Source organism: Nitrosomonas communis (assembly GCF_900114745.1).
GTDB classification, from domain to species: Bacteria; Pseudomonadota; Gammaproteobacteria; order Burkholderiales; family Nitrosomonadaceae; genus Nitrosomonas; species Nitrosomonas communis_A.
The window spans coordinates 1-12,745 of record NZ_FOUB01000011.1; the positions used below are offsets into that span (position 1 = coordinate 1).

The 12,745-nt window shown below is 44.2% G+C and carries 14 protein-coding genes; 7 read left to right on the forward strand and 7 right to left on the reverse strand.

The genetic code is table 11. The features are described from left to right. Positions 1 to 113: 113 nt before the first annotated feature. A complete protein-coding gene (locus tag BM122_RS06195) occupies positions 114 to 389 on the reverse strand; it encodes a DNA adenine methylase (RefSeq protein ID WP_074904512.1) in 276 nt (91 codons plus the stop codon). 363 nt (positions 390 to 752) lie between these two features. Between BM122_RS06195 and BM122_RS06200 the strand changes: the two genes are divergently transcribed. From BM122_RS06200 to BM122_RS06215, 4 genes are all read left to right on the forward strand, one after another. Then, positions 753 to 1,085 (forward strand): hypothetical protein, encoded by a 333-nt coding sequence (locus BM122_RS06200; protein ID WP_074904513.1) that lies wholly within the window; start codon positions 753 to 755, stop codon positions 1,083 to 1,085. Positions 1,086 to 1,267: 182 nt separating this feature from the next. Beyond that, positions 1,268 to 2,092: a HupE/UreJ family protein gene (locus BM122_RS06205; protein WP_074904514.1), complete on the forward strand. Its 825-nt coding sequence runs from the start codon at positions 1,268 to 1,270 to the stop codon at positions 2,090 to 2,092. Between the two features lie 30 nt (positions 2,093 to 2,122). Next, complete coding sequence (locus tag BM122_RS06210; protein WP_074904515.1) at positions 2,123 to 2,536, forward strand: DUF6488 family protein; 414 nt, start codon at positions 2,123 to 2,125, stop codon at positions 2,534 to 2,536. A 62-nt stretch (positions 2,537 to 2,598) separates the two neighbouring features. Beyond that, a complete protein-coding gene (locus BM122_RS06215) occupies positions 2,599 to 2,931 on the forward strand; it encodes a hypothetical protein (protein WP_074904516.1) in 333 nt (110 codons plus the stop codon). Between the two features lie 421 nt (positions 2,932 to 3,352). On the opposite strand, the gene BM122_RS06220 is transcribed toward BM122_RS06215, so the two are convergent. Next, complete coding sequence (locus tag BM122_RS06220) at positions 3,353 to 3,772, reverse strand: secondary thiamine-phosphate synthase enzyme YjbQ (RefSeq protein ID WP_074904517.1); 420 nt, start codon at positions 3,770 to 3,772, stop codon at positions 3,353 to 3,355. 185 nt (positions 3,773 to 3,957) lie between these two features. On the opposite strand from BM122_RS06220, the gene BM122_RS06225 reads away from it, so the two are divergent. Next, on the forward strand, positions 3,958 to 4,557 hold the full coding sequence (locus tag BM122_RS06225; RefSeq protein WP_074904518.1) for a histidine phosphatase family protein: 600 nt from the start codon (positions 3,958 to 3,960) through the stop codon (positions 4,555 to 4,557). Positions 4,558 to 4,747: 190 nt separating this feature from the next. Here the strand turns inward: BM122_RS06225 and BM122_RS06230 are convergent, their stop codons facing one another. Then, a complete protein-coding gene (locus tag BM122_RS06230) occupies positions 4,748 to 5,455 on the reverse strand; it encodes a DUF4410 domain-containing protein (protein WP_177198062.1) in 708 nt (235 codons plus the stop codon). Between the two features lie 330 nt (positions 5,456 to 5,785). Between BM122_RS06230 and BM122_RS06235 the strand changes: the two genes are divergently transcribed. After that, positions 5,786 to 6,964 carry an NAD(P)/FAD-dependent oxidoreductase gene (locus tag BM122_RS06235; RefSeq protein WP_074904520.1) on the forward strand — a complete coding sequence of 393 codons (1,179 nt, stop codon included), beginning with the start codon at positions 5,786 to 5,788 and terminating at the stop codon, positions 6,962 to 6,964. Positions 6,965 to 7,228: 264 nt separating this feature from the next. Here BM122_RS06235 and BM122_RS06240 read toward each other — a convergent pair whose 3' ends face one another. Genes BM122_RS06240 through BM122_RS06255 form a run of 4 tightly spaced genes read right to left on the reverse strand, consistent with a single transcriptional unit; the run spans position 7,229 to position 11,366 of the window. Next, entirely contained in the window at positions 7,229 to 8,392 is a 1,164-nt protein-coding gene (locus BM122_RS06240; RefSeq protein ID WP_074904521.1) for an ABC transporter ATP-binding protein, read from the reverse strand. An 18-nt stretch (positions 8,393 to 8,410) separates the two neighbouring features. Beyond that, complete coding sequence (locus BM122_RS06245) at positions 8,411 to 9,247, reverse strand: carbohydrate ABC transporter permease (RefSeq protein ID WP_074904522.1); 837 nt, start codon at positions 9,245 to 9,247, stop codon at positions 8,411 to 8,413. Next, entirely contained in the window at positions 9,244 to 10,122 is an 879-nt protein-coding gene (locus tag BM122_RS06250) for a carbohydrate ABC transporter permease (protein WP_074904523.1), read from the reverse strand. The genes BM122_RS06245 and BM122_RS06250 overlap by 4 nt, the downstream gene beginning before the upstream one ends. Then, complete coding sequence (locus BM122_RS06255; protein WP_218152014.1) at positions 10,119 to 11,366, reverse strand: ABC transporter substrate-binding protein; 1,248 nt, start codon at positions 11,364 to 11,366, stop codon at positions 10,119 to 10,121. Before BM122_RS06255 ends, BM122_RS06250 begins: the two co-directional genes overlap by 4 nt. Positions 11,367 to 11,860: 494 nt before the next feature. Here BM122_RS06255 and BM122_RS06260 point away from each other — a divergent pair, with 494 nt between their 5' ends. Then, complete coding sequence (locus BM122_RS06260; protein WP_074904524.1) at positions 11,861 to 12,571, forward strand: dienelactone hydrolase family protein; 711 nt, start codon at positions 11,861 to 11,863, stop codon at positions 12,569 to 12,571. Positions 12,572 to 12,745 lie beyond the last annotated feature (174 nt).

Sequence of the window (12,745 nt, forward strand, 5' to 3'; positions counted from 1 at the left end):
TGGTTTAGATTTATCCGTTAAGTGGGTTGGGTTTGAGAAAGCCCGCGAATTACTCCATCGTTAAAAATTACGGATCACCAGCTCGGTGCGTTGTCTGCGTCCTTGCAGCCCGCCTACGGTATAGTTGATCGCAAACGATGCATCGCCAACCCTTTGAATACCTCATGCATTTCCGAAATATCGTTGACGGACATAATCATTTTTCCTTTGATCGTTTTCGCGAGCTCGGCTATCTGAGCATACTGCTCCAGCCCAAAATCCACACCATAGGCTGCGGTACCCCAATATGGCGGATTACAGTGAAACAAGGTGTGCTCCCGGTCGTACTTGCGCACACATTCCTGCCATGCCAGGTGCTCAATATACGTTTGCGAAAGCCGCAGATGCACCTAGCTTAACTCTTCCTCTAGGCGCAGCAAATTGATACGGGATGCCGTAGTGGTGGCGGTGCCAAAATTCTGGTTGGCTATCTTGCCGCCAAAGGCCAGTTTCTGCAAATAGTAAAGCGGGCAGAGCGTTGGATTTGTGTTCAGTTTCCATTCAGCTCTAAAACCCTACCATATTTATAACAAATGAAATTTTAATCACATCAAATTTGTTGATGAATTTCATCTGAAATATTTATTAGGAGGGCATCATGAATACAAGAAAAATTCTCCCCCTTTTAGTCGTGATTTCATTTTTTCTTCTTGGTGGGTGTGTAGCTCCTTCTTATTACGGCGGAACGGGATATTCTGGAGCAGCAGGCTATTATGCAGGTTCAGGCTATTATAGTGGATCGGGATTTTATGGAGGAATTTCATCGGGATACGGATATCGACCATCAATCTACTTTAATCAAAGGCACTTTGGAGGACATAAGCATATCCATGGTGGACATAGACATTTTGACAACGCACACCGAGGCGGGGGCCATAGAGGGCATGGACATCGAAGACATGGTCATTGACACTGGCAAAGAGGTCATTGATGTTGATGCAAATAAAAATCATTCTCAATATGTAGCAAGGTATTTTATAATGGGCAGCTTGGACAGGATAGGCTTGCTTACTTCTTCAGCAATCAGGAAAAGCACTTTCTCCTAATCTTTTATAAGCAGTAGCGAAGTTGAAATGGCTGGCTTATCTGTCAACTGTACTTAATAACATTGCTCAGTAATTAACCATTCAAATTTATTTAAAGGAGCGCGACATAACTTATCTCATTGATCAGCATCCGGACAATACTGACTTTTTTGATGTATTAATTGTGTCTTATAGGAATATCCATGAAAGCTATTATTTTTATATTCAGTATCTTATTTGCTAGCCAAGTCTTTGCGCACGGTATGTCAGAGGAAGACAAAGCAAAACTTCTGGAAGCTGGATATTGGGAATATATCGAGCTGGGTGCAACGCATATGCTTACCGGCTACGACCATTTACTATTCCTGTTCGGTGTCATTTTCTTTTTAACCAGGTTTAAAGATATTGTTAAGTTCATCACAGCCTTTACCATCGGGCATTCTATTACCCTTATTTTTGCCACTATCTACGGCATTCAGGCAAATTTTTATCTGATTGACGCAGTGATTGCGCTTACTGTCTGCTATAAGGCCTTTGATAACCTGGATGGATTCAGGAAATATCTGGATGTAAATGCACCCAACATACTGTGGATGGTATTTGCCTTTGGATTAATTCACGGTTTTGGTCTTTCCACTCGCCTGCAACAATTACCCTTGCCGGAAGAAGGTTTGGTGATGGGCATCCTTTCTTTTAATGTGGGTGTGGAAGCAGGTCAGATCATTGCACTGACCCTTATGCTTCTCGTGCTTTCCGGTTGGCGTAAAACACTATCATTCCAGAAATTCAGTAAGGCTGCGAATGCTGGTTTGATTTTTTCTGGTTTCATGCTGCTGTTGATGCAGCTACATAATTATCATCATTTCATTTATTCCGATGATTTCCCGCTGAATAAAGATGACCACTACCATATCCATATGGAGATGGAAGCGGCCCTAGCCCCGTCGGCGCTGGAAGGATACCAAAAGAAAATACAATTGCAGCCGAACATACATTCACATGGTGACGGCGAACCACATGCTCACTAAACCAAAAATCATAAATACACAGGAGATTCTATGAACATTCAAACGCTTGCTCTTGCTTTTGCACTGACAATTATCACTATACCACTGGCTTTCGCTGGATCCGATCATGATCATGGTCATAGCCATAGTCACGGAGATAATACTCATACACATAGTCATGGATCACAAACTAAGAAACTGAACGATAAAGGCGCTCTGGCTGCTGCCAGCGAAGGGGTGGCAGCCATCATCGAACAGAAGCAGCCAGTGGAAGGTGAGTTATTAGATGAGGCATGGGGTAATACGCCTGAGGAGGGTAAGAAAATCAGCAAGAAAGGGAAAGGTTATTACATCGTAAGCTTTGATAATAAAGTATCTAACAAGGCGCTTTATGTGCTCATGTCCGATACAGGTGAAATCTACGATGCCAATTATTCGGGCAAGTTTGACGGCTTGAAAAACTAAGTATAGGTAAAGCACAACCCTTTGCAATGCTATGACTCTATGACAGGGTGGAAGTAAATATAATGGTATTCCTGAAAATAGGTATTGCGGCCACCGTGATCTGGTTTGCTTCATGGCTATCAGGTAAAAAACCTGAACTGGCGGGCTTCATTATTGCGCTTCCTATTGCTTCCTTGTTGGCGCTGGCGTTTTCTTATATTGAGTATAAGGACGCCGCTGCCTCCATTACCTTCGCCAAAAATATTTTAATAGGTGTTCCCGTCTCATGGCTTTTCTTCATACCGTTCTTTTTTGCAGACAGGCTGGGTGGGAATTTCTGGCTTTGTTACGGTATCGGCATAGCACTACTGGTATTAGGTTTTTTTATTCATCGCTACTTATCAAGTTTGTTTTAATTCACCTATCCTATTATCCTATTTTTCTCAGTTGAAATCCCTTAAAACGTGGATCAAGGGCTAACTCACGTGAGCTCGGAATAAGAAAAGCAGCAAAAGGAATATGATTCATCTAATAATGAAACTTTTTTTGAAATCACTTCATCAAAAGGAATTTAACGAATTCAGGTCCCTTTTGCAGCTTTTCTTATATCAAACTCGCGTTAATTAAGGCGTCTCTAAAAATTCAGAGTTCTAAGCAAGACAAGGCAAAAACGAAAAATGTTACGCAGCATATAACTGATATGTCATTCCATTTCTAAATCAAACATGACGCGAAGGTGAGCCGCAGACAGTATCAATCATACGGCAAGGTGGATCTGGCAAAGATCTTCTTAAAATTAAATGATTCTAAAGGTAGTTTTTAACATTATCGGTAGCATTATTCACCATTAATGGTAATAATGAGGGTTCTGCTTCCCCCGTGATTGCGGTGTTCGCAAAGGTAAATTCCCTGCCATGTGCCTAAATTGAGTCGGCCATTGGTGACGGGAATGATCAAGCTGCAACCTAACAAGCTGGATTTTAAATGTGCTGGAAGATCATCGCTTCCTTCGTCCCTATGTCTGTAATAGGGTGCTTCCTCAGGTACGATATGATTGAAGTAATCTTCAAAATCCTGGCGCACGGCAGGATCTGCATTTTCATTAAGGGTTAACGATGCAGAAGTATGTTGAAGCAAGATAGTCATGATCCCTACCCTGACCTGCCTTAATTCCGGTAGCTGTTGCAATATTTCATCAGTCACCAAGTGAAAGCCGCGTACGCGGGCTCTAAGATAAAGTTGTTTTTGTATCCACATAAAATATTTATCCAATTTCTTGAAATTATGCAGCGTCTTTCAATCTCGGACAGCAGTATTTTTTGAGCTGACGATATCCCCTATGGTATCGATACTCACTTCAGCTCTTTGCAACTTTTGTTCTTGTATCAGACCAATTCAGATAAACTACACCATCAAAAAATACTACCATTAAAGTTTTTCTTATGACAGAAACTGTTATTGATTTGATTCGTCATGGCGAGCCTGTTGGCGGGCAACGTTATCGAGGTCACAACATTGACGATCCGCTCAGTGAAAAAGGCTGGTCCCAAATGTGGAATGCAGTGGGTGAATATAATGCATGGGAGCAGATTATCACTTCTCCGCTACAACGCTGCCAGGCATTTGCACGCGCATTAGGGGAACGTCACGGAATAGAGGTTACTGTTGAGTCTCGATTTAAAGAGGTGGGATTAGGTTCGTGGGAAGGGCTTAGCCACAATGAAATTAAAACAAGTCGACCTGATGAGTTTCAGTCTTTCCTGAGAAATCCGGCGACACATCGACCTCAAGGTGCAGAAGTACTTGACGATTTTATTAATCGAGTCAGCTCAGCCTATGACGAAATTGTAGAGCACTCTCAAAGTAAGCATTATCTCATCGTTGCACATGCAGGAGTGATTCGTGCAGTCATCGCACGAACAATCCATGCACCACCGGCTGGCTTCTATCGAATTAAAGTTAATCACGGCGGAATTACCCGCATTCGGCACACAGAAACAGGTGAAATGCTGGAGTTTCTGAATGGAAAACTCTCTAACTGAAAATAAATAATCCTAAAACTCCAGCTGGACGAAATAGAGCGTGTGGTGATCCAGATACAAGGCAAGGCACTCTTTTATTCCATTTCCAAATCAAAAATGACGCGAAGGCGAGCCGCAGACAGTATCAATCATACCGCAAGGCCACAAAAAAGGTTTAGCCGACAAAGTCAGTTTTGATTTAGAAATGGAATTACTCTACCAAGGAGGAATCTATCCAGCCTTGTCTGGCGAAGTATTTTTCTAGTTCTACCGCTATCTTATCAGCCATACTCTTGGCTTGGTGTGCAGAAGCCGATTGGTAAGCTTTACCGGCGCCCAGTGCTACATTGGTGGAAACCACTGCCGCTGTACCCGCTCCTGCCGCAACACCGGCCGGGCCCAAGACAGCTGCCCCCGGCATACTGCCGCTTTCCGAATGGGCATCAAAAGCAATCAGCTCCTCAATGACAGACTCTTTCTGTGCCAAAACCCGTACATGGCTATCAAGCGAAGATTTGCCCGCACCTAAACCAATCACGGTACGACGCAGGCGATTACCTTCGTTTATGTCAATAAATTCCCCTGTAATTATAATCGCATCTTTGCTAATCGGGGTATTGGCTGTAGCACGCACAGGATTCAAGCCCATAGCCGCTATTTTCACCATCAGCTCTGCAGTCAAAGCATCGGCCACTTCTCGCCCTATCTGAATTTGTTCCGCTGATTGATTATTCCCTGCCAAGCTCCTGCCAATCCTTGCAAACAGAGCAGAATTTTGTTTAATGTCTTCTGGGTTAACTGCAAAATTATAAATTAATACTGTTTCTGGTTTGGATAGATTGAAAAAGGGAGGCTCTTTCGCCATCCGTGTGGTATGTTGAGCGCAGCCAGTGACTAGCAAAGCTATGATTATGGTCATGAGACCTTTCAAACACATTATCTTCATCAAAGCACCTCGCTTGTTTGATTTGAAAACAAAAAGATCCTCACTTCCACTTGCCAAGTTTTGAATACTATGCCAATAGTAAGCCATATCGTCAAGCTATGTCGTTGCTTTGTTTGATTAAATAAACAACCAGAGAAGAACGCGCTTGTCTTCAATTGATACGGAACCATTATGGGAGATTTACCTATCCCAAGCGAATAAAAGATCAATGAAGATGAAACTTTCGAGGTAATATATTTCAAGCTGCTTGAATAAACACAGATGATAAGTTTTTAGTGTGCATCTCTCTTATAAGGAGCCCCCATGAAACATCACAAATACCTTATTGTCGGTGGCGGAATGACTGCCGATTCAGCACTTCACGGCATTCGTCAAGTTGACCCAAATGGTACCATCGCCATGATCTGTGAAGAATTACACTCACCCTATGATCGCCCCCCATTGTCCAAGTCATTATGGAAAGGTGCAACATTTGAATCAATCTGGCGTAGCCAACATGATCTGAATATCGCTATCCATATAGGCAAAAAAATAGTCAATCTTGATCCAGCCCAAAAGACCGCAACTGATAATGCCGGAAACATTTATACCTATGAAAAGCTTTTACTCGCCACTGGCGGATCAGTCAGACGATTACCCTATTTAGATGAGAATATCATCTACTTTAGAACGGTAGATGATTACCAGAAGTTACGCGAACTATGCGAGCAAGGCTCAAATTTTGTTGTCATCGGTGGTGGTTTCATCGGTTCAGAAATTGCTGCTGCACTTGCCCTGAACAATAAACACGTCACCATGATTTTTCCTGAAAAGAGTATTGGCGCACGTGTTTATCCCCAAGCACTCTCACAATATTTGAATAGCTATTATCGGGGAAAAGGCGTTACCATCCATGCAGGCGGCACGGTTAAAACCATTCAAAAAGAAGGTACCAGAATAAGTGTGATTCCAGAAAATGGTATGGAAATAGCCGCTGATGGAATCATAGCTGGACTTGGAATTCAACCTAACATTGATCTTGCCAGTCAAGCTGGACTTACAATAGATAATGGGATTGTAGTGGACGAATGGCTGCGCACGAGTAATCCTGATATTTATGCTGCAGGTGATGTAGCAAATTTCTATAGCCCTCTCCTGGAAAAACGAATACGGGTAGAGCATGAAGACAACGCAAATGTCATGGGGAAAATGGCTGGCAAAAATATGGCTGGCCAATCAAATCCTTATCATTATCAACCTTATTTCTACTCTGACCTATTTGATTTGGGATATGAGGCCATAGGCGAGCTTGATGCTAGCCTTGATATCGTTGAAGATTGGAAAGAACCCTTTCACAAAGGCGTGATCTACTATTTGCGAAATAAGCGGGTACGGGGTGTACTGCTGTGGAATACATGGGGGCAGATTGAGGCAGCTACTCAATTGATTGCCGACAAAGCTGAGCACACCCATGCCACACTGTTAGGACGAATAAGCGATTAATTATTACGCTTTTGTTAGTATCTAGCTGATTAAAATCTTGTGTAGATGCATTGGCACGCCAGAGAATAAAAATCCTGAGAGGAATTTCCAGGATTTTTCAGGGTACCTTTAGTTGGTGATGCCACTGTAGGTATGACTCTGGTGTTGCGATTGGTTGCAGGGGACATCCTTGCGTCCTTCTCGCACCCCTGCTTCGCATTTAGTTTATCGCAAGCTCCACCGCATCTAGCTGCAGCTTCTCGGACTAATTACAGTGCCTCAACCTTATTTTGATGTCAAACGTTTGCCTGTTTTCGGGTCAAATAAATGTAATTTATCCATATCGAAAGTAAGTTTTATCCTGTCCCCTTCCTTGAAGGTATGGCTAGTATCTAACTTAGCGGTAACCTGCAATTTATCACCTGACTTCTTGTCCAGGTTAAGATCCCGTGTTAATGCCGGCATGTCGGGCCACTGGTTAATTTTGATCTGAAAGTAAATGAGCACTTCAGCACCTAACCACTCAACAACATCTACTTGCGTATTAAAGGCGGCTTGTTTTTGATTCTGTTCGCTTTCATTAAATAATACGTCAAAATCTTCGGGACGGATACCCGCAATGGCGTGGTCATGCTGGCTTGGAAGAGCAATGCTCTCAGGATAATTTATCTCTAAATCGAGTAAGAAAAAGAACAGCCGGCCCTCTCTGATTTGCACCGGAAAAAAATTCATGGCTGGGGAACCAACAAATCCAGCTACAAATAAATTGCCCGGTTGTCGATATAATTCATAAGGGGTTCCGATTTGCTGCACCACGCCTTTATTTAATACCGCTACCTGGTCACCAAGCGTCATGGCTTCGGTTTGATCATGGGTCACGTAAATGGTCGTGGTGCCTAGCCGCCTTTGCAGTCGAGCGAGCTCGGTACGCATTTGATTGCGCAGCCTGGCATCAAGATTGGACAATGGCTCATCAAGTAAAAAAGCTTGTGGATTGCGCACAATCGCCCTGCCCATCGCAACACGCTGACGCTGACCCCCCGATAAATTTCGTGGCTTACTGTCGAGTAAATGACTCAATTCCAGAACAGCCGCTGTTTCTTCCACACGTTTATTTATTTCTTCTTTGGGTACTTTCGCCATGACGAGTGGGAACGCGATATTTTGCCGCACATTCATATGTGGATAGAGGGCGTAGCTCTGAAAAACCATCGCCATGTTGCGATCCTTCGGATCCAGGTGGTTAATTATTTTCCCGTCAAGTCGAATCTCGCCGCTACTGACCTCTTCCAGGCCGACAATCATATGTAGCAACGTTGATTTACCGCAGCCGGAGGGTCCGACGAGAATAAAAAATTCGCCATCATTAATGACAAAACTGGTCGCACTGACCGCTACCGTCCCATCAGGAAATTGTTTGGTCACATTGCTTAGTTCAATTTTTGCCATATAGCCAATTCGATCACATCAACCTTTAACAGCGCCCGATGTGAGGCCAGCAACGATAAGTCGCTGAAAAATTAATACTATGATCATGACTGGCACAGTAATGACCACTGAGGCCGCTGCAATCAAGCCAGTAGGTAATTCAAAACGGGAGCTGCCTGTAAAAAAGGCAATCACCGCAGGCACCGTGCGGGCATTATTGGTGGAAGTGAGCGAGATAGCAAATAAAAAATCATTCCAGGCAAAAATAAATACCAGGATCGCAGCAGTAAATACTGCGGGCGCGGCCAGTGGCACAATCACCCAAATAAAGGCTTGCAACGGGGTGGCACCATCGACACGAGCTGCTTTATCCAAATCCCAAGGCATTTCACGAAAAAAAGCAGATAAGATCCAAATGGCCAGCGGCAGAGCAAACGTCATATAAGGGAGGATGAGGCCCAACCAAGTATCGAATAACCCTACTGTGCGCCACATATTGAAAATCGGCCCGATAATAACCACCGAGGGGAACATGGCGGTGGCCAATGCGCCGGCAAGGATCAAGCGTCTGCCGGGGAACTCCAACCTGACTATGGCGTACGCAGCGAACATTCCCAGCGTAACCGCCAGTAGAGTCGATATCACAGCAATACCAATGGAATTCCACAATGCCGCTGGAAACTGCATGTCAGAGAAAATAATCCGGTAATTCTCAAAGCTGATAGTTTGCGGAAAAAAACGCTGGTCATTCAAATGGCTACTCTGCTTCAGCGACAGGGATACAATCCATAACACAGGTAATAAGGCATAAGCCATCACGATGAGGTTACCCATACCCCAGAAAATTCGTCCCATGAGGTCATTTCTCATCATCATTCGGCGTTTCCTCCTTTAGTCAGCGATGCCCCAAAGCCTTTAATAAACAAGACCGAGATTATAAGTACACCGATAAAAATCAATACTGAAACTGCCGAACCCAAGCCTAAATTGAGGCTGACAATGAATGTGTTATAGCCCAGCAGGGAGACTGTTTCGGTCCCCTGTGCGCCGCGGGTTTGTATAAAAACCGTATCAAAAATACGAAACGCATCCAGTGTGCGAAACAATACTGCCACCAGGATGGCAGGTTTCATGATCGGAACGATAATTTTTATGAAACGTTGCCAGGCATTCGCACCATCGACCCGCGCGGCTTGAATTAAGTCATGCGGTACCAGGGTAAGCCCTGCCATTAGCAACAATGCCATAAATGGCGTGGTTTTCCAAATTTCGGTCAGAATAATCACTAAAAACGCTGACCAGCGCTGGGTCAACCATGCCTGTTCCGTACCCAGTAAGGCATTAACAAAACCGATAGTGGGATCAAAAGCAAATTTCCAGGCCAATGCCGCAACAACAGTGATTATCGCATAAGGAATTAACGTGGTGGCGCGCACCGCACGGCGCCAGAACAAAGTATGGTGCATGATTAATGCAAGAGGAAACCCTAATAGCAATTCCAGGGATACGGAGATAATTGTCAGAATTAACGTATTACCCAGCGCATGCCACCATACCTCTGAGGTAAGAATACTGACATAATTATCGAGACCGATAAAAGCGCGCTGATCAGGAAAACGCAAATCGTAGCGAAATAATGATAACCATAGTGCGTATAAGATAGGGTAAGCAGTTACCACAAGCAAGGCAGTTACTGCCGGCGCACACAATAACCAGCCCAAACGCCGCTCGTTGCTTTGCTTTTGATTCAAAGCAAACCCTCTGAATTGAGTGCGCGCTCAATGGCGCGACGTAGCCTGATAAAATCTTTCTGAGGTTCAATATCGCGCATAGGGTGCAAAGTACGACTGATTGCCAGAGAAATATCATTATATAGCGGCGTTTGTGGGCGTTGTACCGCATCGCTTAACGAACTGCGCAACACATCTGCAAAGGGATAGGTCACGCGAATTTCTGGCTCATCATACAATGCAGCGATAGTCGGTAGCAGCCCTCCCAGCTCAGCAGCCATACGTTGATGCTTTGCTGCAGTAAGACAGGCAGCGGCATGGAACGCCAACTGAGGATAGGGTGTATATGCGCTGACACCTAAATTAAGGCCACCAATCACAAAGCGGCTGGGTTTGCCTTCTATTGTCGCAGGCCAGCGAGCCCATCCTAGGTGTTTAGCAATTTCAGGAGCATTTCTCTGTGCACTGGGCCAGACAAAGGGATAGTTAACCATGAAGCTGGAGTGACCTGATTCAAAGGCAAGGCGCGCTTGATCTTCCCGTGCAGTCGCCAAAGCCCAATCAGCGGCACTTGAATTGGCAAAGCGTGCCATTGTAGAAAGCGTCTGCAAAGTCGGTTGTTGCGCCAGAGAGATATGCTTGCCACTGACATCCAGCACTGATCCGCCATTCGAGGCCAGCAATGAAACAAAAAATGCCGTTAATCCTTCATAACGTTCGCCTTGTGCCTGTATGGTCCCTATTTCACCCAATGATTCAGCCAGAAGGATCATTTCATCCCAGGTCGCAGGCGCTGTATTGACTCTGTCTGTGCGATACCATAATAATTGGATATTCGTAGTGAAGGGCGCAGCCCATAATTGATTTTGATAGATTGCGCTCTGCAATGGAGCATCCAGTCGACCTGCTTTGGCTTGCTCAGCTGTTTTGCCAGTCCAGGGAAGAATCCAACCCGCCTGCGCAAATTCTGCAGTCCAAATGACATCCATCCCTATGATATCGATCGCGTTATCGCCTGCGGCCAGCCTGCGCACCAATTGCTCACGTTGTTGATCGGTATCGGCAGGCAATGGGACCTGTTCTATTTTATACGCTTGTCCGGAATCTTCAGAACAGCGCTTGGCTGCCATGAAAAATGCGCCCGATGGTTCCCCGGCAACATACCAGTTCAAGGTAGGAATAGCCTCCTTTCTATGGCTGCTGCAGCCATAGAGTATGATGCTGACTGTAATCCATAAGACTAAAGTGAGACGGATACGGATCAATGCTCCTCTCTCCTCGTTAATACCGACAAAAAATTATCAGATAATTTTTTGGCGATAGTCTGCTTTCAATATCGAGCCAATTACAATATATTTTCTGTAATAAATACCATAGCAGAATATTGTTTATCTGTCTTCATTGTGTAGTTATTCCAATTCCAAATCAAAAATGACGCGAAGGCGAGCCGCAGACAGTGTGAATAATACGGCAAGGATAAGCCGACAAAGGCCGACTAAGTCAGTTTTGATTTAGAAATGGAATTAGAGCGTTTAAAATGCTTAAACCTTTCAAATCATAAATACTGGATATGGGTTTTATAATGACATCAAGTGATGTATTTTGTTAGGTAACAATGCAACTATTTCTTGATCATTGCAGGTATTCAATTGTTCATGCATTATTGGGTGATTCAAAAATTACTTTGAGGTCTGGCTGATCAAGTTAGCATATGATAATGAATATTTCTTCTATATCAACTAATAAGGATTGAATAAATATGCTTACAGAATATATTGATTATCAGGATGGCGATACCGAACTGGAAGGTTATATGGTCTATCACGAAACAGAGACCCCCAAATCGGCTGTGCTAGTTGCGCATGACTGGAGTGGTCGGCGCGAATTTGCCTGTAAGGCAGCAGAAAGAATCGCCTCATTGGGTTATGTAGGTTTTGCGCTGGATATGTATGGCAAAGGTATATTTGGCCGCGATGGGGATATCGAGGGTAACGCGGCACTCATGAATCCTTACGCAAATGATAGAGCCCTATTGAGACAAAGAATTAACGCAGCATTACAGGCAGTGCGACAACTCCCACAAGTCGATGCGACAAAGGTCGCGGCAATGGGCTATTGTTTTGGTGGAATGTGTGTGTTGGAATTGGCTCGATCTGGCGCTGATGTGAAAGGTGTCATCAGCATTCATGGTATTTTTACACGTGGGAAGGTGGCCAATGAAAAAATGAACGCTAAAGTTCTCTGTTTACATGGTCATGATGATCCCATGGTACCGCCCGAGCAAGTGTTAGCTTTTGAGCAGGAGATGACCGAAGCAGGGGTAGACTGGCAGATGCATATTTATGGGGGGACCATGCATGCTTTTACTAATCCTGTTGCTAATAATCCCTCTTTTGGAACCGTCTACAAGGAAATAGCAGCAAAACGGGCTTATCAGTCGATTAGCAATTTTTTGGCTGAAATTTTCTAATCCCACTTCTAAATCAAAACTGACTGGGTCGGCCTTTGTCGGCTTATCCTTGCCGTATTATGCATACTGTCTGCGGCTCGCCTTCGCGTCTTTTTTGATTTGGAAATGGAATACGATAGTGTAAGGCCAGTCAACACAAAAGTTGCCCATTGCCTTTTGTGGCTCGTCAAACGC

What these genes read in the sequence shown, in the direction of transcription:
- BM122_RS06200 (WP_074904513.1), top strand. Translation starts at nt 753, where the DNA reads ATGCAGGTTCAGGCTATTATAGTGGATCGGGATTTTATGGAGGAATTT.
- BM122_RS06205 (WP_074904514.1), top strand. Translation starts at nt 1,268, where the DNA reads ATGAAAGCTATTATTTTTATATTCAGTATCTTATTTGCTAGCCAAGTC.
- BM122_RS06210 (WP_074904515.1), top strand. Translation starts at nt 2,123, where the DNA reads ATGAACATTCAAACGCTTGCTCTTGCTTTTGCACTGACAATTATCACT.
- BM122_RS06215 (WP_074904516.1), top strand. Translation starts at nt 2,599, where the DNA reads ATGGTATTCCTGAAAATAGGTATTGCGGCCACCGTGATCTGGTTTGCT.
- BM122_RS06220 (WP_074904517.1), bottom strand. Translation starts at nt 3,772, where the DNA reads ATGTGGATACAAAAACAACTTTATCTTAGAGCCCGCGTACGCGGCTTT.
- BM122_RS06225 (WP_074904518.1), top strand. Translation starts at nt 3,958, where the DNA reads ATGACAGAAACTGTTATTGATTTGATTCGTCATGGCGAGCCTGTTGGC.
- BM122_RS06230 (WP_177198062.1), bottom strand. Translation starts at nt 5,455, where the DNA reads ATGACCATAATCATAGCTTTGCTAGTCACTGGCTGCGCTCAACATACC.
- BM122_RS06235 (WP_074904520.1), top strand. Translation starts at nt 5,786, where the DNA reads ATGAAACATCACAAATACCTTATTGTCGGTGGCGGAATGACTGCCGAT.
- BM122_RS06240 (WP_074904521.1), bottom strand. Translation starts at nt 8,392, where the DNA reads ATGGCAAAAATTGAACTAAGCAATGTGACCAAACAATTTCCTGATGGG.
- BM122_RS06245 (WP_074904522.1), bottom strand. Translation starts at nt 9,247, where the DNA reads ATGATGATGAGAAATGACCTCATGGGACGAATTTTCTGGGGTATGGGT.
- BM122_RS06260 (WP_074904524.1), top strand. Translation starts at nt 11,861, where the DNA reads ATGCTTACAGAATATATTGATTATCAGGATGGCGATACCGAACTGGAA.